This window comes from Mesorhizobium sp. M0052, assembly GCF_040323255.1.
Classification (GTDB): domain Bacteria; phylum Pseudomonadota; class Alphaproteobacteria; order Rhizobiales; family Rhizobiaceae; genus Mesorhizobium.
The window spans coordinates 238,892-261,068 of sequence record NZ_JAMYUS010000009.1 but is presented as its reverse complement, the minus strand read 5'-3'; the positions used below and the strand labels follow the sequence as shown (position 1 = coordinate 261,068).

Below are 22,177 nucleotides of genomic sequence, written 5' to 3'. Positions count from 1 at the left end.
TAGCCGATGTTCGCTGTTTGGCCAAACCCCCGTCAAGGATGAGGGTGGTAGTTCCATACTCTAAGGCAGCGCGTGGGATCCATCTCGCTTATACGTTCTACTATCGCGACGCCGACCAGGCTCGCCAGGTTCCGCCTGCCGAGACGCCAAGTTTTGAGGCCGCTCGCGCCGAAGCGATCCGTTGCGTAATCGGCCTGTTGGCTGATCTGGGCGATGACGATATGACCGGATGGTTAGTGCGCATGCGCGATCAGGCAGGCAACGAGCTTTGCACGATCAACGTCTGCGAGGCCGAAGCCGCACCGCAAACGGAAACAAGCCGGTTAGGCAGCACCGCTCACGTCTGTGTCGACACGCCCCGCCTTATTCAATTAGATCGTCGCCGTCGGAACTTTTGTGATGTTGAGCCCTTGTCCATTGAACAGTGGAGGTACCAATGGCAAATCTGGGGAAATTGGCGATCGCGATGCTCGGCGTCCTGGCATACCAAAATCGCGACAAGATCGGCGACATGATCCGTAGAGCGGGTGATCGCAACCCAAATGACCCGCAAGGCGGGATTCTGGATCAGCTTTCAAAGGGCGTTTCGGGGACCGCGCTTGGCGATATTCTCGACCGGTTCAGAGGGGCAGGCGCCGGATCGAAGGTCGATTCGTGGGTAGGCACCGGGCCGAACGAGCCGATCCAGCCAAGCGAGGTAGAAGCAGCCATAGACGAAGACACCCTGACTTCCCTCTCGATGCAGACCGGCCTTTCGCGCGAGGAACTCATAAGTCGGATCACGCGAGATTTGCCTGAGGCCATCAGCAAAATGACGCCTACTGGTGAATTGCCCGTTGAGGCGCCGAAAAGCTCCGGTGAGACGGCCTTGCTCGACGGCGTGCCATCGCACAGGACGCAAGCGAATTCAGGCGGTCAAAGCGATATCTAAGGTGACGGCTATCCATCAGGGAGAGATACTAAATCGTACTGGAGCGCGCGAGTTGGCATGATCGGGCAGGGCGGTCACGGTGGTCATACAGTAAACGTACTTGCCGAGTTGGATCTATTGGCCGCGCTACTCGATTCCCGCTGGCGCATTCCAGGCACATCAATTCGTTTTGGACTGGATGCGCTCGTAGGTCTGGTCCCCGTACTCGGAGATGCGGCGACGGGCATTGTCTCGGCCTACATCGTCTTGCGAGCTCGAAACGTCGGTGCCGGAAACGGCTTGGTCGCCCGCATGCTAGGCAACGTGCTGCTGGATACGCTCGTAGGAAGTGTTCCAATTCTCGGCTCGATCTTCGACGTCTATTTTAAGGCGAACAATCGCAACATCAGACTGCTGCGCCGTCACATCAACAGGTGAGGCGGATAACCAATCGTCGCGATGCAATTCTTCTAAAAGGCTCGGAACCGACAGGGGCGCTGGGGCTTGAGTCGCGATTCCTGGAGTCGCGAGCATATGACCAGTGCCATTGACCGGCTTTCGTTCATCGAGTTCCAATCGCCCACACTGGTCGAGAAAGCTCCCGAAGGTGGAGATTGGCTTCACGAGATCAAATATGACGGCTACAGGACGCAGCTGGTCGTTGAAGGCGGAAAGGCGCGAGCATTCACGCGTCGCGGCTACGATTGGTCCCACCGTTACAAGAGGATTGTTCAGGTCGCGGCAAGCCTGCCGGTCAAATCCGCTATCATCGATGGTGAAGCTGTCGTCCTGGGCGACACCGGCCTGCCGGACTATCAAGCCCTGGAACGTGAGCTGGGCAACCCAAGTTCACTGCGGATGACTCTCTACGCTTTCGACCTCCTGTACCTCGATGGCCGTGATCTACGGGAACAACCGTTAGTGAAGCGCAAGGCTGCGCTGAAGAAGCTGCTGACCGAAACCGAGCCAACCCTGACTTATGCCGAGCATCTGGAGGTGAACGGCAAGGATATGTTCGACCATGCCTGCCGGATGGGCATAGAGGGAATCGTATCCAAGCGAGCGGATGCTCACTACCGCTCGGGCGTCCAGACCAGTTGGGTCAAGGTCAAATGTGTCAAGAGCGACACTTTTCCAATCGTGGCTTTCGTCGAGAAACTTGGCGCGCAGCCACGCCGCATCGCATCGTTGTACATCGGCAGGCGAGAGGGCGACCGGCTGCTTTATGCCGGGAAGGCCCAGACCGGCTATACGCTGGACGCAGCCCGGCGCGTTAGGGAACGGCTTAATCCGCTCGTAGTCGCCAAGTCACCGCTGTCGGAGCCGATCAAAAAGCCCAAGGCAACATGGGTCAAACCAGACGTTCTCGCCGAGGTGCAATTCAGTGGCGTGTCGGACCGGGGCATCTTGCGTGAGGCGGTCTTCAAGGGACTCCGCGAGGACCTTAAGGCAATCCCGCCCAAGCCTCCATCGCCGTCCAAGCGGAGGTCGGAAGGCCAACACGGCGTCCCGCGCGAGAACATTCTCCAGCTGCTACCCGATGCGGTTGCACCTTCCAAGGAAGAGCTGGCAGACTATTGGCGGCGGGTCGCTGATCAAGCTCTAGTTCATCTGGTTCGGCGACCGCTGAAGATGGTCCGCCACGCCTCCGGCGCAACCTTCTATCACAAGGGACCGCTACCTCGGATACCGGCGTCCGTGCACCAGCTCCGCGTTCAAAAGCGCGAAGGCGGCGAAGGCATTCGGGTATGGATAGATGACATGGATGGTCTGCTTGGCTTGGTCGAGATGGATGCCGTTGAGCTTCATCCTTGGAACGCGACGATTGACGACATCGAACATGCGGACCGGCTCGTCCTCGACCTCGATCCCGGAGAAGGCGTCCCATGGGACGCTGTGATCGAGGCCACGCTGGCGCTACGGGGCATCTTGGAAGCGGCAGGCTTGGAGAGCTGGCCAAAGGTCACTGGCGGCAAAGGCATCCACTTGATGGCACCGCTCGTTGCGAAGATGACCCATGACAGCGCCCGGAAACTGGCCAAGTCGCTCGCCCACCGTCTGGTTGATACCGATCCTGACCGATACCTGTTGTCAGCTGACCCCGCAGCCCGAGGAGGCCGGATCTTTCTCGACTACCTGCGCAACGGACGGGGCAATACCGCAATAGGCGCTTTTTCCCCGCGAGCGCGGCCCGGCTTCCCAATTGCCCACCCGGTCACATGGAAGCAAGTCGAGGCGGGCATCCGGCCAGACGTTTTCACGTTCGCGCAGCCTTTCAGACCCGCTCGTCGAAAAGCCGCGTGATGCGTCGCGACCATCAGCCGATATCAGCCCGTTTTCTTGCCTCGCGTTCGGCTTCCCTTCGATGAGATGGGAGCGGTTCCTGGCGTAGCCGCCACGAAGAATGTAGTCGAGCCCGCTAACTCCAGTTGCGATCGCTGAGGCGTCGTCTCTGTCCAACTAATCCCCCAATGTAATTTCGAGAACCAGATAACGACGGGCACCTTTGGCGGTTCCACGTCTCTCGGTGAGCGCTCTTGTCGTGAGACTCACGAAAAGGTGACAGGAAACGCGGCAAAAACGTACTCTCGGAGCCCTTTTTCAAGTTCAGTTTGGAACCGGCGACCTACCAGCCTTGCCGGCCATACCAGTCATCGATGTCGCGCTGAGCGCGGTCCTTCTCAATGCCGTAGCGCTCCTGAATCTTGCCTTCCAGCTGATCGCGGTGATACAGCGCGACATTGAGGGCGCCAGCGAACCAGCTCGAAACCGGTCGAGCTAGTAGCCGGGCCGGGTCAATCCGAGACAATTTCGTAGTGAAGAAGCTGGGCTTCGTCGAGTGCCGACTTCACTCCAGGCGAGATGACGCCGGAGCCGAAGAGGACAATATCTTCACGGCGTACGAATACTTCATGGCCGAGTCCCATGGAAACAAATGTGCCCGAAGAGCTTCGTTCGAGAAGCCGAGCTCTGCCATTCAATATGGTGAAGGCGGCGTGGCGCCTCGATACCCAGGGCCGCTCGACGATGATATCGCATTCCGCCGATCTGCCGATTGTCACGGATTCGCCGTTTCGACAGGATCGCAGCTGATCTCTGTAGCGGATGACCAGATGAATCTGCCGCGGCAGGACCGAGCGTCTATCTGTAGTGGCGCCATGGCTGGTGATCTGCGTACCGGGGGCCCCATCGTCGCTCCACAGGGTATAGACATCGAAGAACTCTTGCTTCCCTTTCAAGGCCATTTTGTCGAGGAGCCGCAGGCCCTTGCGGCTTCTCGGGGAAAGGGCTTCGCAGAAGCTCTGGCTGATCAGCACCTCTCCGGGGTTCGCCGTGGTGGACAACCTTGCGGTGACATTGACAACGTCACCGAATATCGCGCCCCGCGCGCGAATGACCGCCCCGAAATGCAATCCGATACGGGCGCTCAACGGCCCTTTAGTCAGTTGATGGGTAATTTGGCAGACGGCCCTCAGCGCCATTTCCGGGCTCTCGAAGAGGCTGAGTATGTCATCGCCTTTCGAGTAAATGAAATCACCACGGTGCTTGGCGACAATCTCGCGCATTGTGTCCAGGCAATCCGAGACCTGCTGTAGAGCGGCATCGTCTCCGATCCGCTCATACAGCGGCGTGCTGCCCACGACATCAGCTAAGAGGACTGCGGCAAGAAGCGTCTCCTGATCCATCGATCTCGTGTCCGACCCGAAAACTCAGCGTGCGTGTGTAACACACGAGGTCGCCTGCAACATATCTGCTCGAGCGCCTTTGATCGGGGCGATGCTTCAGGTGATCGTGGCGGACGGACGGGCGTATGCCATTCGTCGGCTTCGTGCCGGCGACATCCAGAACCGTCTTCGCCCCAATCGTTCGCGACCTCGGTGCTATGAGTGGACTTGGTCTTTTTAGGTTCGGAAAGGCTGACCGAGGTGCAACGGGCGACGGCCTTCTCATGCACCATCAACCACGACCCGATCTCGTCCCTCCGACTTCGCACGGAATAGTGCCAGATCGGCGGCTTTGACGAGATCATTCGGGCTCTCGTTCGTATTTGTGACCGGTGGCGACGCCAACGCTGTGCTTTGCGATAAGATCACGGATCCATTGATCAGATTTCAGGTATATTCTCTTTGAAGATGACCTGAAGTCGTGGTTGATGCGGTTCATAGTTCAGGTGCCTGACGGAGTGGCTTAAAATGTTGAGCGCTTCCCGCGCCTCGACGCGCGGATTTTGATCTATGACCGCATCGAGCGTCCCATCCAACAAAAGTTCCTTGGTGCCGTCTGTCACCTCGTGGCCGAGAAAGAGAATGTCTTTGGCGCGTCCACGCTCCTTGAGCGCCCGAGCGATGCCGGTGTTGCCGGCGCCGACATTGTAGATCGCGGCAAGATCGGGGTGCCGGTCCAGAAGCGCTGATGCTTCCGAATAAGCCTTCTCTCGGTCATCCAGCATTTCGCGCATCTCGACGATCTTGAGATTGGGCGACTCCTCGGTCAAGATGTGCCGGAATCCCATCTCGCGTTCCTCATGGCCGCGATAGGACAGCGAGCCGGCGAACAGCGCCACCTTGCTTGGGCGTTCCGATCCCATGAAGCGGTTAAGCAGATAGCCGGCCAGCCGCCCCGCGGCGCGGTTGTCTATGCCGATATAGGCCACTCTCGGAACATGCAGGATGTCGGAGGCGATGGTCACCACCTTGACGTCATTGGCTGACAGCGAGCGGATCGCCTCGCGCACCGTTGGATGATCCAGCGCGATCACGCCGACGCCTTGTGTCTGTCCACGCAATTCTTGCAGCAGGCGGGCGAGCCGGTCGGGGTTGAAGCCCTCTATGGTGGCGATGTGGACGTCGAGATCGGGGCGCGCTAGGGCCTGCGCTTCGATGTGTCGATGCAGCATCTTGATGAAGGAATTGGTGCCGGCCGGCAGAGCGAAGTCGAGACGGATGACCTCTCCAGGTGAGGGCCTGGGCGGCGCTCCGTTCGGGCCCTCCGCGATGTAGCCGAGGCGCTGCGCCATTTCGAGCACGATCTCACGCGTGCGCGCCCGCACACCGGGCCTGTTGTTCAGCACGCGGTCGACGGTGGCGGCGGAAACGCCGGCTTCCCGGGCTATGTCAGTCAAGGTCGAACGCACCGTCTTCATCTCCTCAATGCATCAGATCGCACAATGCCGCTAGCCCGTCCGACGGCCACAGCTGCCAGCCATCAGCGATTCTGATGGGAAATGATGTATCGAGCCTTAGCCGATGCGCAAGGAGGTTGGGCTAAATCGCGTCGCCCGGCGTGATAGTCGCGTGCCAGAAAGGCAGATTTCCCATCAAATCGAGGCATTGAGCCCGTGTGTCGACCTTTGCATGACGTATTTTCTCCGCGGTTGCGGTGTTACGATGTATTTTGAGTATTTATGATGTTGACAGCCTTCCGGTGCTGCCGTCAATATCCCTCAATGGGCTCGTGGAGGAAACATCGGCCCTGAGGGAGGAATTCCAATGTCTGATCTGATCCGCATATCGCGACGCGGCTTGTTGGCGTCCGGAGGAAAGGCCGCGGCGTTCGTGGCTGCGGCCGGTATCGCACCGCAATTCATCCGTCCCGGCCGTGCCGTTGCGGCCGACGCGCTGGCGCCAGGCATGGTCGGCGGCCCCACCGGTTTCGAGGGCGCAGAGCGCTATCAATATGGCGCCGACACGCCGGAAGGCCGTGCCGTTGAGGCGGCCAAGGCCTTGAGGGGAGCTGGCAAGGCACCGGCCAAGATCGTGCTTGGCCTGTCGGATGGCTCGATTGGCCAACTCACACAGCCTTTCCCTGCGGGTGCGCCGTCGATCAAGGAGCTGTGGGAAAAGGAGACCGGCATCCAGATCGAGATCGTCGGCCTGCCGAACGGCCAGGAATTCACCAAGACGATGCAGGACATCTCCACCAAGGGTGGGGCCTATGACATCTACTCGACGGAATGGAACCGCCTCGGCGACCTTGCCGAGACCGGCGGCATCGCCAAGCTCGACGACTTCGTCGCCCAGTACAAGCCCGAATGGGACGATCCCAAGACCGGCTATGTCGACGGCGCCAAGGGCGTGTCGCTGCTCAACAAATATCGCGGGTCCAACTATGGCGTGTCGCTGGACGGCGACTTCCAGACCTGGGTCTACCGCACCGACCTGTTCGGCGACGCTGCCGAGCAGAAGGCGTTCAAGGACAAATTCGGCTACGATCTGGCGCCGCCGAAGACCTGGAAGCAGCACAGTGACATCGCGGGCTTCTTCCAGCGGCCCGACAAGGGCCTGTTCGGCTCCACCGACCTGCGCAACCAGGGCTGGGGCTACACCAACTGGTATCAGCGCTATGTCTCGATGGCATCGCCCAACCAGTTCCTGTTCGGCGACGACGGCAAGCCGCTGATCAATTCCGAGCACGGCATTGCCGCCACCAACGAATATGTCGGCTCGCTGGTTCATCACTCGCCGGACGCGATCTCCTGGGGCTGGCCGGAGCAGTATGGAAATTTCGCCAAGGGCGGCGCGGCGATGACCTGCGCCTTCTCGAACCTGCCGAAATTCCTCGACAATGCCGGCAACAAAGATTCTGCCGTCACCGGCAAGATCGGCTCGATGCTGCCGCCCGGCCGCGAAGTCGACGGCAAGCTGATCAGCCGTTCCGTGCTGTGGTTCTCGCTGACCGGCATGGTCTCGTCGCAGTCGAAAAACCAGGAGGTCGCCTACCTTTTGCTGCAGTGGCTGGGCTCCGCCCGCATCTATGCCTGGATGAGCGCCAATCCGGGCGGCTATCTCGATCCGTTCCGGCTCTCGGATTTCTCCGATCCGCTGGTGCGCCAGACCTACCACGCCTACCACATCGACGTGGTGCGCGAGACCGTTGCCCGCACGGTGCCGACGATCAACTATCCCGGCGCCACCGCCTTCCACAACGCATTGGACGAAAATCTGATGGCGTCGCTGACCAAGGCCAAGACAGCGGAACAGGCGATGGCCGACACGGAAGCGGAGTGGAAGAAGATCGCCCGCCGCATCGGCGAGGACAAATTGCTCGAAGCCATCAGGACGAACAAGGAGGCCTGGCCGACGGTTCTCGACCCGATCAGCTGATCCGTCTCCCTGGATCAGCGCTGGAGGGGAGGAGCATCTGTTCCTCCCCGCCGCAGTCAACGCCACCAGCAAAGCAGCCAGATGAAGCGTTCCGTCCCCTTCGAGATATTCCGCTACGCCGCGATCTTCGCGGCGATGGCGGTGACGCTGGTACCGATCCTGTGGATGGTGTCGATGGCCTTCAAGCCGATCGCCGAATGGTCGGCGACCGGCGCCGACCTGACATGGTGGCCGAAGAACCCGACGCTCGGCAATTTCCAGTTCGTCTTCGGCGAGTCCAACAACAATCTGATCGTGGCGCTCGACCGCACCGCGCTGAAGCCGATCCTGTCGTCGCTGCTGTCTTCGGTGTTCGGCACGGCGATCGCAATGTCGGCGGGCACGGCTGCGGCCTACGGGCTGTCGCGTTTCGGCTCCGGCCAGAACCTGCCGCTGGCGCTGATCCAGCTCAGGCTGTTTCCGCCAATGGCGGTGATGATCCCGGTCATGATCATGTGGGCCTTCCTGAACTTCACCGACAGCTGGTTTGGCCTGGCCCTGATCTACGGCATCGTCACCCTGCCGTTCGCTTTCTGGCTCATGAAGACCTTCTTCGACGACATGCCGCGCGAGATCGAGGAAGCGGCGCTTGTCGAAGGTTGTTCGCGGCTGCGCGTCTTCACGCGCATCACGCTGCCGATGATGCGCGCACCGCTGGCCAGCGCCGCCCTCTTCGTCTTCATCCTCAACTGGTCGGACTATCTGATCGCGCTGCTGCTGACGACGCGCGAATGGGTGACGATCCCCGTCTACATGGCCTCGCTGTCCTCCTCGATGACCGGTCAACTCTATGGGGCCAAGGCCGCGCTCGGTCTTATCGCCGCGGTGCCGCCGGTCATCATGGGCATTGCCATCCAGCGCCATCTGGTGCGCGGGCTGACGTTCGGCGCGCTCAAGCAATGAGCGCGGTGACCGTGACTGTCTCGAAGGACGCAAAGGCCGCGCTTGGCAAGCCCGCGCTGCGGGACGAGGGAGCGCGGCTGGGATTCCGGCTGACGCTGCCGGCGCAGATCCTGGTGCTCTTCATCTCCGTCTTCCCGCTGCTGATGCAGCTCTACATCAGCGTCACCGACTGGTCGCCGCTATCCGGCCTGGGCTGGTGGAACGCATGGGAGATGTGGAACAGCTTCGCCAACTACACCGACCTTGCCGCCGATGCGCGCTTCTGGAGCGCGCTGAGGCGCACGGCCATCGTCATGGTCTTGTGCGTGCCCGTCGAATTCCTGCTTGGCCTGGCATTGGCGACGCTGTTCGCGGACGATTTTCCGGGCAAGCGGATCTTCTATTCGATCCTGCTGATGCCGATGATGGTGGTTCCGGCGGTGGCCGGCTACATGTTCTTCATGCTGTTCCAGTCGGGCGGGCCGCTGAACGACATCCTGTCGGCACTCAGCGGTTCCCGCGTCACCATCGCCTGGCTGTCTGACCCCACACTGGCGCTGATCGCGGTGATCATCGCCGATATCTGGCAGTGGACGCCGCTGATGTTCCTGATCCTGCTTGCCGGCCTGGTCGGCGTGCCGCAGGACCAGATCAAGGCGGCGACCCTGCTCGGCGCCAACCCGTGGCAGCGCTTCGTCACCATCGTGCTGCCGAAGATGAAGACGATCATCATCATCGCGCTGGCGATCCGCGTCATCGAGAACTTCAAGATCTTCGACACGCTCTACATCATGACCGGCGGCGGCCCCGGCGTCGCCACGGAGACGATCTCCGTCTACATCTACAAGGTCACGACGCAGGACCTGATCTGGGGCTATGTGGCGGCGATCGCGCTGGCCATCCTGGTCGTGCTTTCGATCGTGGCCGTATTCGCCATGAAGCGCATGGCGCGGGCAAGGCTGGTGCCGGCATGAGCGCGATCCAGTTGCGCAACCTGGTCAAGACCTTTGGCGAGTTCACGGCGCTGAAGACCATGGATCTCGATGTCGCCGATGGCGAGTTCATGGCGCTGCTCGGGCCTTCGGGCTGCGGCAAGTCGACGACGATGAACATGATCGCCGGCATGGAAGAGCCGACCAGCGGCAAGATCCTGTTTGGCGAGCGCGACATGGCCGGCGTGCCCATGGGCCGCCGCGGCGTCGGCTTCGTTTTCCAGAACTACGCCATCTTCACCCACATGACGGTGCGCCAGAACCTTGCCTATGGGCCGCGGATGCGCGGTGCGGCGAAAGCTGAGATCGACCGCCGCGTCGGCGCCACCGCCGAGCTGCTGCAGTTGACGCCGCTGCTCGACCGCAAGGCCGACCGGCTCTCGGTCAACATCCTGCAGCGGGTGGCGATCGGGCGCTCGGCAATCATGGAGCCGGCGATCTTTCTGCTCGACGAGCCGCTGTCCAATGTCGACGCCGCCTTCCGGGCGGTGATGCGGACCGAGCTCAAGCAGCTGCAGCGCCAGTTCAGGCAGACGATGGTCTACGTCACCCATGACCAGCTCGAGGCCATGACCATGGCCGACCGCATTGCCGTCATGGATCACGGCGTGCTGCAGCAGGTGGGAACGCCGCTGGAAGTCTACAACAATCCGGCCAACGTCTTCGTCGCACGCTTCATCGGCGCCCCGGGCATGAACCTGCTGAGGGGGAGGCCGGCGGAGAGCGATCGGGGCCTGGTGGTCGATCTCGGGCCGCTGGGGGTCACGCCGACGCTGCCGGATGAGCTGGCCGCCACCTTGCGCGGATCGCGCTCCGAGGTGCTTTACGGCTTCCGGCCCGAACAGGTGTCGCTGGTGCAGAGCGAGCAGGGCCTCGCCATGCGGGTGAGCTTCGTCGAGCGGATCGGCGCGAGGACCGTCGTCCATCTCGGCGATGGCGAGACCGCCGTGAAGGCGGTGTTCGACAATAATGTCGGACTGTCGATCGGCGAGCTTGCCGTCGTCGCCCCCGTGGCATCGTCCGTGCGTGTCTTCGATGCCCGCAGCGGCATTGCGATGAAGGCAGGTTGACGTGGCCGATATCGTCTTTCGCAATGTCAGCAAGCGCTACGGCACGACGCTCGCCGTCGACGACGCCTCGTTCACCGTCAATGACAACGAATTCTTCTGCTTCTTCGGGCCGCCGCTGGCGGGCAAATCGACAATCCTGCGCCTCGTGCTCGGGCTGGAGACGCCTGATGCCGGAGAGATCCTGATCGGCGGCAAACCGGTCAACACCGTCTCGCCGGCCGAGCGCAATGTCGCCATGGTGTTCCAGAACCTGGCGCTGTTCCCCCATATGAGCGCGCGCGACAATGTGCGTTTCCCGCTGGTCGAGCGCAAGGTCGCCGAGGCCCAGATCGAGAAGCGTGTCGCCGACGTGGCCGCCAAGCTCCACATCGGCCATATCCTGCATAAGCCGCCGGCGCAGCTTTCCGGTGGCGAGCGGCAGCGCGTGGCCATAGCCCGCGCCCTGGTGCGCGACCCGAACGCCTATCTGATGGACGACCCGATCTCTGCGCTCGATGCGCGGCTGCGCGAGGAAACGCGCGTCGAGCTCAAGCGCATCCAGCGCGAACTCGGCAAGACGCTGATCTACGTCACCCATGACCAGGAAGAGGCGATGTCGATCGCCGACCGCATCGCCATTCTGGAGAATGGCAGGATCCGGCAGATCGGCGCCCCGTCCGAGATCTACGACCGCCCGGCGAACACCTATGTGGCGCGACTGCTTGGTTCGCCTGTCATGAACATCCTCAAATCCGTGCGCGGCGACGGTGGCATCGAGGCCGCCGAAGGCGCGGTCAGCATCGACGATCGCGCTGCTCCGGCCGACGCGATCGAAATCGGGCTGAGGCCGGAGGACATCAAGGTCCGGCCCTGGGTCGACGGGGGCGTTGGCCGCCCGGCACGCGTGTTCGAGGTCGAGCCGCTTGGCGGCTACACGGTGGTAACGCTCGCCGCCGGAGAGGCGCGGCTGAAGGCGCTGCTGCGCGGCCAGCCCGACATCAGGCCGGATGCCGTGGTAGCGATATCCTGCGAGCCGGCCCGGGTGCATTATTTCGGGCAGGACGGAGGCGCGTTGGCGAGATGATCGCGGCTGCGAAAACAGAATTTCGGGAGGAAGACATGGCGAGCGAAGGCTTCGAGCCGGACGTGAAGGTCCGCACGAAAGAATACCGTATCGGCTGCATCGGCGCTGGCATGATCATGGCCGAGTGCCATCTGGCAGCCTATCGCGAAGCGGGGTTCAACGTGGTGGCGATCGCCTCGCGGACCCGTTCCAATGCGCAGAAGGTCGCCGCGCGTTGGGACATCCCGACCGTCCACGACACGCCGGAACAGCTGATCGAGGATTCTGAGGTCGAGATCGTCGACCTTGCCTTTCCACCCGATCTGCAGCCGGCGCTGATCCGCCATGCGCTGAAGCAGCCTCACATCAAGGCGATCCTGGCGCAGAAGCCACTGGCGCTGTCGGTCGATGAAGCCGTGAAGCTGCGCGACGAAGTCGCAAAGTCAGGCAAGATCCTCTCGGTCAACCAGAACATGCGCTACGACCAGTCGATGCGCGTGCTGAAGCAGATCATCGACGGCGGCGCGCTGGGCGACATCGTCTTCGCGCAGATCGACATGCATGCGATCCCGCACTGGCAGACTTTCCTTCAGGACTACGACCGGCTGACGCTCGCCAATATGAGCGTGCATCATCTGGACGTGCTGCGCTTCCTGTTCGGCGATCCCTCGGAAATCACCACGCTGACACGCAAGGACCCGCGCACCACATTCGAGCATACCGACGGCATCACCGTGTCGACGCTGCGCTTTCCCTCCGGCGTGCTCGCCGTGTCGCTGGAGGATGTCTGGTCCGGACCGCGCCAGGAGGGCTATGAGGACGACCAGCACATCAACTGGCGCGTCGACGGCACTAAGGGTGTCGCCAAAGGCACGATCGGCTGGCCGAAAGGCGTGGCCTCGACGCTGACTTATGCGTCGACCGAGACGACGGATGGCAAGTGGGTCAGCCCGAGCTGGGACACGATGTGGTTCCCGCATGCCTTCATCGGCGTCATGGAGCAATTGCAGCACGCGGTGAAGACCGGTGCGCCGCCGGCATTATCGGTGGCCGACAACGTCAAGACGATGGCGCTGGTCGAGGCCGGCTACCGCTCGATCGACGAGGGCCGCACCGTCAAGCTTTCCGAAATCTCGATAAATCAGCCAACTGAATCGCTTAGGGAGGAGTTCACATCATGATGCAGGCAGGTATTTTCACGGGCTATTTCCCGTACGGCCTCGAAGAGACGGCAAAGAAGATCCGCGGGCTCGGTTTCAACACGGTGCAGCTCGACCTGCATTTCAGGGATATCGATCTGTCGGCCGGGCAGATCACTGAGGAAAAGGCCAAGCAGGTGCGCGACGTCTTCCGCGACAACAACCTGCCGATCTGCTGCGTGTCGGGCTACACCAACATCATCCATCCCGACAAGGCCGAGCGCGACAAGCGCGTCGGCTATCTCAAGGAGATCATCCGCAATGCGCGCGCCTTCGGCTCGCCCTACGTGATCTCCGAGACCGGTACCTACAACACCGAATCCGACTGGGTGCATCACCCGAAGAACAAGACCGAGGAAGGATTCGAGGAATGCCGCAAGGTGATCGCCGAGCTTGCCCAGACCGCCTATGACCACGGCGCGGTCTTCCTGCTCGAGACCTACGTCAACAATGTCGTCGGTTCGGTCGAGGAGACGGTGAAGATGTTCGCCCACGTCGACCATCCCGGCCTCGGCCTGCTGATGGATCCGACCAACTATTTCGAAACCCACAACATCGACAGGATGGACCAGATCCTCAACCAGGTGTTCGATACGCTGACCGACAAGATCAAGATCGCGCATGCCAAGGACGTCAAGCGTTCTGGCGGCGACAAGTCCGAGAAACACGCCGATATCGGCGACGAGGACGCGCTGGAAAGCCACACCTTCCGCGGTGTCGGCGAAATCGAGCTGCCGGCGCCCGGGCTGGGATCGCTGAATTACGATCTCTATCTGCAGCGGCTGGCGGAAAAGCACCCAAACATCCCGGTCATCATCGAGCATCTCTCGGAAGACGACGTGCCGCGCGCGAAGAAATTCCTCGACGGGAAGTTCCGCGCCAACGGCCTGTGAGCGCCGGTTGCGCCGCCGGCGCATGGCGGCGCAACTCCAACCAAGGGAGGAATGAATGTTGAAATTCGCATTGAAAGTGGCTGCCGCGGCAACGCTGGTAGCCGGGGTCTCCATGAGCCTGCCGGCATTCGCGCAGGACGGCCAGAAGACCTTCTATCTGCTGTCGCATGGTGGCCCTTCGGACGCGTTCTGGATCGACTGGAATGCCGGCGCGACCAAGGCCTGCGACCAGCTCAAGGTGACCTGCAAGATCTCGTTCAGCGGCGGCGACATGGCGGCGCAGAAGGAGGCTTTCAACTCGGCGCTCGCCGCCAAGCCGGACGGCATCGCCACCACCTCGGCTCAGCCCGGCCTGTGGACGGAGGAGGTGAAGGCCGCCAAGGCCGCCGGCATACCGATCGTGTTCTTCAACACCGACGATCCGGCGACCGGGCGGCAGGCCTATGTCGGGGCCGACCTCAGGGAAGCGGGCGTCATCTGGGCCAAGTATCTCGTCGACCACAAGATGGTGAAGCAGGGCGACAAGGTGTTCCTGCCGGTCGAAGTGCCGGGCGCCAGCTACCAGCAGCTCGAGACCGAGGGCATCGCCAGCGTCTTCGATCCGCTCGGCATCAAGTACGACGTGGTCGATTGCGGCACCGACCCGGCCGGCATCATCGCCAAGATGACCGACTACATGGTCGCCAACAATCCGCCGGCAATCATTGCACTGGGCGATTCCGTGGCAGCAAGCATCAAACGCGTCTTCGACGGGGCCGGTGTGTCGGCCGGCAAGGTCCCGGTCGTCGGCTGGGGCAACTCAAAGGAGACGGCCGAGGCGGTCAAGTCCGGCTTCGTCAATGCTGCGGCCTGGCAGTACCCGTCGGCGCAGGGCTTCATGCCGGTGGCGCTGCTCGGGCTTGCGGCCTCTGGCGAGCCGATCGGCTACGACATTCACACATTCAGCCTCTACGACGCCTCGAGCGTCGAGCCGATCCTGAAACTCTACAATAAGTGACGACAATCGGCGCCCGCCGCGAAATGGCGGGCGCCGGACGAAACGCATGGTCCTGACAGATATGGCAATCACAGCAGACGACGACACGCAGCGAGCGAAGGGCAGGTCTGCGCTGCTGCGCTCGCCGCAATTCTCCTCGCTCATCATCCTCATCGTGCTGCTCGTGGTGTTCGCCATCGCCGACGGCAACTTCCTGTCGCCGCTCAACATATCCAACATGATGGCGTTCCTGCCCGAGCTCGGCATCATCGCTCTCGGCATGACGCTGCTGCTGACGGCGGGCGAGTTCGATCTGTCGGTCGGCGCCGTGTTCGGCCTTGCGCCCGTCGTGGTGATGCTGCTGGTGCAGAATGGCGGTATCGACATCGGCGTCGCCCTCCTGGCCGGGCTTGTGCTGTGCATCGCGATCGGCGCCATCAACGGGCTGATCGTCACCAAGATCGGCATTTCCTCGTTCCTGGTCACGCTGTCGATGCTGCTCGTCGTGCGCGGCGCGGCGCTCTACATCACGCAGGGATTCCCCCTGAAGTCGTGGGACCAGCCCGGCTTCTTCGTCACGCTGCTTGCCGGCAGCTTCAATGTAGGCTCGTTCCGGTTCTACACCTCGCTCTGGTGGTTCATCGGCCTGTCGCTGCTGGCGATTTACATCCTGCGCTACGCCAAGCTCGGCAACTGGATCAGCGCGATCGGCAGCAACCGCAACGCAGCGGTGGCGCGCGGCGTGCCGGCCGACGCGGTCAAGATCTGGCTGTTCATCCTGACCTCGGTGGTGGCCGGGCTGGCCGGCATGATCAGCGCGTTCCGGATTTCGGCCGCCTCGCCGGTGGCCGGCACCGGCTACGAACTCGAAGTGATCGCCATGGTGGTGGTCGGCGGCACGGCGCTCACTGGCGGGCGCGGCACCATCCTCGGCACCATCGTCGGCGCGCTGATGCTGCGCGCCATCCGCAACGGCATCGTGCTGATCGGCGTGCCGGGCTTGGCATACAACATCTTCGTCGGCGTCATCATCCTCGCCATGCTCATCCTGCACGCTTTGCTGCAGAAGAACGCCGCAAGGAGCTGACGATGGAAGTGCTGCGTCTGCAAGACCTGCAAAAGTCCTTCGGCAACGTGCGTGCGCTGAAGAGCGCCTCGTTCACCCTCAACGAAGGCGAGGTGGTTGCCCTGCTCGGCGACAATGGCGCCGGGAAATCGACGCTGATCAAAGCGATCTCCGGCGTCTTCCCGGCCGACCACGGCGACATCTTCGTGCGCGGCGAGAAGGCATCGATCCGCTCGACGCGCGACGCGATGGACCTCGGCATCGAGACCATCCATCAAGACACATCGCTCGCGCCGGACCTCAGCATCGCGCGCAATCTTTTCCTGGGCCGGGAGCCGGTCAATTTCGGCTGGCTCGGCGTGTTCGCGCCGCTCGATCTCGCCAAGCTTCGCAACGCCGCCTCGGCGCTGCTGAAGCGGGTCGGCATTTCGAAAAAGCTCGATGCAGATGCGCTGGTGAGCACCCTCTCGGGCGGTGAGCGGCAATCGATCGCGATCTCGCGCGCCATGCAGTTCGCCGCCAAGGTGATCATACTCGACGAGCCGACCAACAATCTTGGCGTCGAGGAAACCCACGGCGTGCTGCGCTTCGTCAAGGAGGTGCGCGACGCCGGCCACTCGGTGCTGCTCATCACCCACAACATCCACCACGTGTTTCAGGTCGCCGACCGCATCATCGTCATGCGCCGCGGCGAAATCGTCGCGGAACAGACGGTCGCCGACACCGACCTGTTGACGGTGGAAAGCATCATCACCGGCGCCGACATGTCGGCCTTGCTCAAGGAGGCGAGGGCAAAGTGAAGGACGTCGCATGGTAGAGCTTTACGGCAAGACGCTGTCGCGAAGGCAGGTGGCCGAGCGGTCCGGCATGCTGTCGCAGTTTGCCGGCGTGCGGCTGATGACGCTCGGCGACGGCGTGGAGCGCGGCATCCGGATGCTCGAGTTCCGCACCGGCTCCGGCCTGCGCTTCACGGCGCTGGTCGACCGGGCGCTCGATATCGCCGATTGCGACTTCCGGGGCCAGGCGATCGGCTGGCATTCGCCGAGTGGCTTTCGCCACCCCGGACTGCACGAGCATGAAGGGGAGGACGGTTTCGCCTTTGGCCGGTCGTTTTCGGGGCTGCTCGTCACCTGCGGCCTCGACCATATACTGGGCCGGCAAGACGTGCCGGCCGAAAGCTACAAGTATCCGGGGCGCAAGCGGGTATTGCACTCGCTGCATGGCCGCATCGGCACCGTGCCGGCGCGGCTGACCGGCTACGGCGAGGCCTGGGACGGCGACCGCTGCGTGCTGTGGGCGGAAGGCATCGTCCAGCAGGCAACCGTGTTCGGCGAGGATCTCCATTTGCTGCGCCGCATCGAGGCCGATGTCGGCGGCACCGAGATCCGGCTGTCGGACCGCGTCGTCAATCATGGTTTCAGCCGCACGCCGCACATGTATTTCTATCACGTCAACGTCAGCCATCCCCTGCTCGACGAGGGTTCGCGTTACCTGGCGCCGATCCGGGATGTCGTCTGGGCGGCGCACGCCGGCGAACGCTACGAGGCGCAGAAGGTCGGCTACCGAACCGTGCCGGCGCCGCAACTCGGATTCAGCGAGCAGGTCTGGGAGCACGAGCTTGGCGCCGATGCGGCGGGCGAGGTGCCGGTGGCCGTCGTCAATGACCACCTGGGCCTCGGCTTCGAGGTCGTTACCCGCAAGGATCAGCTGCCATGCACGTATCAGTGGCAGAACTTCCAGGCCGGCCTATATGCGTTGGGGATCGAACCCTCGACGCATCATGTTCTGGGCAATCTCGCCGCGCGGGAACGGGGCGAGATGATCTGGCTGGACCATGGCGAAAGCCGCTCCTATGACGCCGTGTTCCGGGTGCTCGACGGTGCCGGCCAGATCGCCCAAGCGGAAGCGAGGATAGCGTCGATCGCCCGGCAGCCGCAACAGGATTACCCTGCGCCGTCGGGCGCTTTTGCGAGACTGCAGGCGTGACCGGCTTGAAACGCACGATCGGTTGCCGCGGCGGGCGGGAAGTGCGCCGGAATACGGAAGCAGGCGCGGCCCGGCCGGCCCCAGGCGGCCCTTGCGGAGAGCAGGCGGGAAAGCGGAGATGACGATGACGGCAAGCAGGAAGCGTGACTACAGCCTGGTCGGTGAAAGCACCAAGCGCGCCATCGAGACCGGATTGGCTTCGGCCGAATGGTATCACACCGATGTCCCGCGCAAGGCGATCAAGGAGTTGATGCAACGCTCCGACGGGCCGGCAATCCGCGACACGATCATCTGGGTCGCGGCGATCCTGGTGTCGGCCGCCGGCATCGTATGGTTCTGGGGCACGTGGTGGGTGGTGCCGTTCCTGTTCGTCTATGGCGTGCTTTACGGCTCGTCGAGCGACTCGCGCTGGCACGAATGCGGCCACGGCACCGCGTTCCGGACGCGCTGGATGAACGATGTCGTCTACCAGATCTCAAGCTTCATGCTGATGCGCAACCCAGTGCAATGGCGCTGGAGCCATGCCCGCCATCACACCGATACCATCATCGTCGGCCGCGATGCCGAAATCGCCGTCATGCGCCCCCCAGATCTGCTGCGGGCGGCGCTCGCCTTCACCGGTATTCTCGATTTCCGCTATTCGCTGCCGGCGCTGGTGCGCCAGGCGTTCGGCAAGCTGTCCGATGAAGAGAAGAGCTATATCCCCGAGATGGAGCAGCACAAGGCGGTGATCGCTGCGCGCTGGCATGTCGCCATCTATGCGGCGACAGTCGGGCTGGCGTTGTTCACGTGGTCGCTGCTGCCGCTGGTGCTGATCGGCCTGCCGCGCCTCTATGGCAGCTGGCACATGGTGCTGACAGGGTTGCTGCAGCATATCGGCTTGGCCGACAATGTCGTCGACCACCGGCTGAACACGCGCACCGTCTACATGAACCCGGTCAGCCGCTTCATCTACTGGAACATGAACTACCATGTCGAACACCATATGTTCCCGATGGTGCCCTATCATGCGCTGCCAAGACTGCACGAGCTGATCAAGCACGACCTGCCGGTGGCGAACCCGTCGATGTGGCATGCCTATCGCGAGGTCTGGCCGGTGCTGCTTCGACAGCTGAAATATGAGGATTTCTATCTCAAGCGGAAATTGCCGCCGACAGCCAGACCCTATCGCGGCGAATTTCACCAGGTGGATATGTCGGCGGCCGCTGAATAGCGATAGCGAATTTTGCCGGAGCCGGAGATGGCTGACTGGATTGAAGCGTGCGCGGTGGACGACATCTCCAAGAGGATGTCATCTGCTTCGATCCTCGCGGTTTGCCGCTCGCCCGATGACGAGTTCTTCGCCACCGACGGATATTGGACGCATGAGAAGGCGCATCTAGCCGAAAGCTGGTGATCGACGACGTCATCGATGTCCGAAGCACAATGGCCGCTTCAATTACAACACCGGCCAGGCCAGGGCGCGCCGGTCTGCGTCAATCTCGCGATCTATCCGGTGAGAAGCGAGGCCGGCAACGTGATGATCCAGATCTGACGGTGCTATCGCCGACGTGGTCCTTCGGTCGTCTTGCGATTTTAGCTAGTCGGCTGCTTCTGCTCATGGCCCGTTCCGGCTGACGTGCTGAGAACGGGCCGGTACGATTCCTTTTTCGTGGCAAACGCAATCCATCTGTCCAAGGGCACTCATCAGCAGGGCCGACGGACCTGACTTACAGCTTGGTGGTGTCGCTGTGGTGCGCCAGGAGCGGTCTGACGATCCCTCTTCTGCAGCCCTTCGGCTGTCGCCAGCCTGGGAAAGCTTTTCGGAACGTTTGGTTTGGGCCGTTAGGCCACGGGGCCAAGCTCAGTCATCAGGACACCCCGCAAGCGATGAGCAGCGGGGCCTGGCAAGGCCCGGCGACCTCCTTTTGACATACGGTGAGAAACCAAGAAGGGCGCCGAGCCTTACCGGCGCTGCTTTGAGGGAGACGACGCCGGACGAGATGAGAGTAGGCGATAATGCTAATCTCTGCGAACCATGCGAATGAAGGAAAGTGTGCGATTCTTCGCTATCCAGCCACGAACCTCTGCCTTTCGGACATGGCGGTCCGTCGCTCGATCGAAGATGAAGAACGCCTGATGTAGCTGCTCGACTTCGTAGAGCGACCCGGATCTCGAACCCTGTCTGGCCGGTGGCATCGAAGTCACCGGGATCGATGACAGGGGCGGCGACGACTATGGCGAAGCGGACGACGAGCGCGAAGCCAACGATGCCGAGTATGGCTTCATGGAGGGAGGGCAAGGCCTATAAATGTCCGGTCGAGAATGAATAGCCCGCTGCCTCACGGTGGCTGGCTTCAGTTTTTGTGTGGCACGATGTAGCGACTGCTCACCGCACCCGCCCCTGTGCCCCGCGTGACGACAATCGTGCTGTACCCGGCTGGAACGGAACCTGTAGCGGAGGGGTCGATCGAACTGCATCGCCCCACGATCTCCCCGTTGGGAGCGCCCTCGAGCCTCACGGCTAACGCCAACTGGCATGTGTCAAGGGATCCGAACATGGACGGTGATGTATCGAGTGGCTTGCAGACTCCCTGGGCGGGACTGCAAGAAAGCAAAATCATCACAGCTGCAGTTGCCGGATCCATTCGTGAAGCTCCGTTGTTCGACGAGCCTCAACGCGGAATAGTGAGCTTTGTTTCGCAGGTGCTAAAATATGAGTTTTCTGGTCTGGCTCTCGGTGGCGGGCTTTTCGTTGTCACAGCTTTCGCCTCTCAATTGTCCCGATCCCGATCACGATGGCCAAGCCGCTGCTGGATGCCGCCGGACCCGTGCGATGCCTGATCGCCGACAAAGGCTACGATGCCAACGCCTTGCGCAAGCACCTGAAGTCTGAAGGGGCGCAGGCAGTAATCCCGGGACGATCAAACCGCAAGGCGACGATCAGCTACGATGAGACCCGATACAAGGGCCGATGGCGTATCGAAGCTGCCTTCTGCAGGCTCAAGGATTTCCGCCGCATCGCAACCCGCTACGACAAGCTCGCAAGGAATTTTCTCTCCGCCGTCGCACTCGCAACGCTCATCGCATTCTGGGTCTGACCGATCACGCTCTTCTCGTCGTACAAGCAGAGTTCGAAGCGTCAACCGTTGGAAGTTTCAGAGCCAGTCTCAAAACCATTGTCGGACAAAAACCGCTCAATATTACCCAGTCGTTCGATAACATCGAGCAAAACGCTCACACTCTCCTGGCTCGCGACACCTTCGGATCGGCGAATTTCACTGATGACCTCGGAGAGACGGTTGCGCACGCTTTTGCCACCCGCCCAGAGCCCCAACTCCATTTCGATCAAGTCGATCAGACCAATCAGGTCGCTTACCGGGTCAGCGGCGCCAACTGGCACTCTCTGAACTATTTTCTTGAACATTGATCCTCACGAGACCGCCCGATACGCAGAGAATGTGCCTTCTCGGAACTGAAGGCAAGATCAGCCCTATAGGTTGATTGAGTCTGAACCCTAGCTCTCGTCGCAACAAATTGACACACAAGGACTCGACGGAGTCGAACGGGAAGGGCAGGGACGCCATCAAGCGAATTTCAAAACCGGTGCCTTGGCCGACGGGCAATCGCTGATAACAAAGGTATGCCCTGAGGCGACGTTCCAAGGCAGTGTACTTGGGTGCAGCCGGCCGCAGGCGGCGGACCTCTCGCCTTCCAGAGGTCCTGGAGTGCGCCGACCGACCCCGTCGTGCTCGTCAAAGTGTAGGTTTGCAGTGTGGTGTTCCTTCAAGGCAATCAGCAGCTTATGCATGGAGGACCACGGCAAGCGGCGTTTTATTCCCGGACAGCGCAAATTCTGTCTCGGCAATGTGATTGGTCCGGGCGCCTCGTTTTTAACGCTCTTTGGCCCGCAACATCGGCCGTCCAGTTCGGGAATATCGGGGCCCTTCAAGAATTCGGATATTGTGAGAGCTGCGACGCGTCGGGCCACGAAGGGGAAACAACTTCGCAGTCTCGTGCGACAGCGGCAAAGCTGCCTT

The 22,177-nt window shown here is 61.8% G+C and carries 19 protein-coding genes and 3 pseudogenes; 18 read left to right on the top strand and 4 right to left on the bottom strand.

The window, feature by feature from the left end; all coding sequences use genetic code 11:
* Positions 1-38 precede the first annotated feature (38 nt).
* From NKJ77_RS32400 to ligD, 4 genes are all read left to right on the top strand, one after another.
* A complete protein-coding gene (locus NKJ77_RS32400; RefSeq protein ID WP_502902084.1) occupies positions 39-515 on the top strand; it encodes a DUF6894 family protein in 477 nt (158 codons plus the stop codon).
* Entirely contained in the window at positions 437-931 is a 495-nt protein-coding gene (locus NKJ77_RS15145) for a YidB family protein (protein ID WP_352535401.1), read from the top strand. The genes NKJ77_RS32400 and NKJ77_RS15145 overlap by 79 nt, the downstream gene beginning before the upstream one ends.
* A gap of 57 nt (positions 932-988) precedes the next feature.
* Positions 989-1,348: a DUF4112 domain-containing protein gene (locus NKJ77_RS15140; protein WP_050589886.1), complete on the top strand. Its 360-nt coding sequence runs from the start codon at positions 989-991 to the stop codon at positions 1,346-1,348.
* A 96-nt stretch (positions 1,349-1,444) separates the two neighbouring features.
* Positions 1,445-3,214 carry a DNA ligase D gene (gene ligD, locus NKJ77_RS15135; protein ID WP_352535400.1) on the top strand — a complete coding sequence of 590 codons (1,770 nt, stop codon included), beginning with the start codon at positions 1,445-1,447 and terminating at the stop codon, positions 3,212-3,214.
* Between the two features lie 322 nt (positions 3,215-3,536).
* Here ligD and NKJ77_RS15125 read toward each other — a convergent pair.
* From NKJ77_RS15125 to NKJ77_RS15115, 3 genes and pseudogenes are all read right to left on the bottom strand, one after another.
* Positions 3,537-3,638, bottom strand: a pseudogene (locus NKJ77_RS15125) (CsbD family protein); the annotation flags it as partial.
* 67 nt (positions 3,639-3,705) lie between these two features.
* A complete protein-coding gene (locus NKJ77_RS15120; protein ID WP_023705650.1) occupies positions 3,706-4,596 on the bottom strand; it encodes an adenylate/guanylate cyclase domain-containing protein in 891 nt (296 codons plus the stop codon).
* Positions 4,597-5,015: 419 nt separating this feature from the next.
* Positions 5,016-6,044 carry a LacI family DNA-binding transcriptional regulator gene (locus NKJ77_RS15115; protein WP_023669472.1) on the bottom strand — a complete coding sequence of 343 codons (1,029 nt, stop codon included), beginning with the start codon at positions 6,042-6,044 and terminating at the stop codon, positions 5,016-5,018.
* Positions 6,045-6,399: 355 nt separating this feature from the next.
* Between NKJ77_RS15115 and NKJ77_RS15110 the strand changes: the two genes are divergently transcribed.
* The 14 genes and pseudogenes from NKJ77_RS15110 to NKJ77_RS15045 form a co-directional block, all read left to right on the top strand.
* Positions 6,400-8,013, top strand: coding sequence for an extracellular solute-binding protein (locus NKJ77_RS15110; RefSeq protein WP_352535399.1), 1,614 nt, complete (start codon positions 6,400-6,402; stop codon positions 8,011-8,013).
* 81 nt (positions 8,014-8,094) lie between these two features.
* Positions 8,095-8,955 carry a carbohydrate ABC transporter permease gene (locus NKJ77_RS15105; RefSeq protein ID WP_023669474.1) on the top strand — a complete coding sequence of 287 codons (861 nt, stop codon included), beginning with the start codon at positions 8,095-8,097 and terminating at the stop codon, positions 8,953-8,955.
* Positions 8,952-9,908, top strand: coding sequence for a carbohydrate ABC transporter permease (locus tag NKJ77_RS15100; RefSeq protein WP_352535398.1), 957 nt, complete (start codon positions 8,952-8,954; stop codon positions 9,906-9,908). The genes NKJ77_RS15105 and NKJ77_RS15100 overlap by 4 nt, the downstream gene beginning before the upstream one ends.
* Positions 9,905-10,996 carry an ABC transporter ATP-binding protein gene (locus NKJ77_RS15095; protein ID WP_352535397.1) on the top strand — a complete coding sequence of 364 codons (1,092 nt, stop codon included), beginning with the start codon at positions 9,905-9,907 and terminating at the stop codon, positions 10,994-10,996. The genes NKJ77_RS15100 and NKJ77_RS15095 overlap by 4 nt, the downstream gene beginning before the upstream one ends.
* Position 10,997: 1 nt before the next feature.
* The gene (locus NKJ77_RS15090) at positions 10,998-12,059 is read left to right on the top strand and encodes an ABC transporter ATP-binding protein (RefSeq protein WP_023831326.1); all 1,062 of its coding nucleotides are present in this window, start codon (positions 10,998-11,000) and stop codon (positions 12,057-12,059) included.
* A gap of 35 nt (positions 12,060-12,094) precedes the next feature.
* Positions 12,095-13,219 (top strand): Gfo/Idh/MocA family protein, encoded by a 1,125-nt coding sequence (locus NKJ77_RS15085; RefSeq protein ID WP_352535396.1) that lies wholly within the window; start codon positions 12,095-12,097, stop codon positions 13,217-13,219.
* A complete protein-coding gene (locus NKJ77_RS15080; protein WP_023831325.1) occupies positions 13,216-14,130 on the top strand; it encodes a sugar phosphate isomerase/epimerase family protein in 915 nt (304 codons plus the stop codon). Before NKJ77_RS15085 ends, NKJ77_RS15080 begins: the two co-directional genes overlap by 4 nt.
* A 55-nt stretch (positions 14,131-14,185) precedes the next feature.
* Positions 14,186-15,127, top strand: a complete 942-nt coding sequence (locus NKJ77_RS15075) for a sugar ABC transporter substrate-binding protein (protein ID WP_023831324.1) — start codon at positions 14,186-14,188, stop codon at positions 15,125-15,127.
* 46 nt (positions 15,128-15,173) lie between these two features.
* Complete coding sequence (locus tag NKJ77_RS15070) at positions 15,174-16,193, top strand: ABC transporter permease (protein ID WP_023685253.1); 1,020 nt, start codon at positions 15,174-15,176, stop codon at positions 16,191-16,193.
* Positions 16,190-16,972: an ATP-binding cassette domain-containing protein gene (locus tag NKJ77_RS15065; protein ID WP_023831323.1), complete on the top strand. Its 783-nt coding sequence runs from the start codon at positions 16,190-16,192 to the stop codon at positions 16,970-16,972. Before NKJ77_RS15070 ends, NKJ77_RS15065 begins: the two co-directional genes overlap by 4 nt.
* A gap of 10 nt (positions 16,973-16,982) precedes the next feature.
* Positions 16,983-18,158 carry an aldose 1-epimerase family protein gene (locus tag NKJ77_RS15060; protein ID WP_023831322.1) on the top strand — a complete coding sequence of 392 codons (1,176 nt, stop codon included), beginning with the start codon at positions 16,983-16,985 and terminating at the stop codon, positions 18,156-18,158.
* Positions 18,159-18,276: 118 nt separating this feature from the next.
* Entirely contained in the window at positions 18,277-19,371 is a 1,095-nt protein-coding gene (locus NKJ77_RS15055; protein ID WP_352535395.1) for a fatty acid desaturase family protein, read from the top strand.
* Between the two features lie 27 nt (positions 19,372-19,398).
* Positions 19,399-19,692 (top strand): annotated as a pseudogene (locus tag NKJ77_RS15050) (Rieske 2Fe-2S domain-containing protein).
* A gap of 1,243 nt (positions 19,693-20,935) precedes the next feature.
* Positions 20,936-21,238, top strand: a pseudogene (locus NKJ77_RS15045) (IS5/IS1182 family transposase); the annotation flags it as partial.
* A 41-nt stretch (positions 21,239-21,279) separates the two neighbouring features.
* Here NKJ77_RS15045 and NKJ77_RS15040 read toward each other — a convergent pair.
* Positions 21,280-21,564 carry a hypothetical protein gene (locus NKJ77_RS15040; protein WP_023831320.1) on the bottom strand — a complete coding sequence of 95 codons (285 nt, stop codon included), beginning with the start codon at positions 21,562-21,564 and terminating at the stop codon, positions 21,280-21,282.
* Positions 21,565-22,177 lie beyond the last annotated feature (613 nt).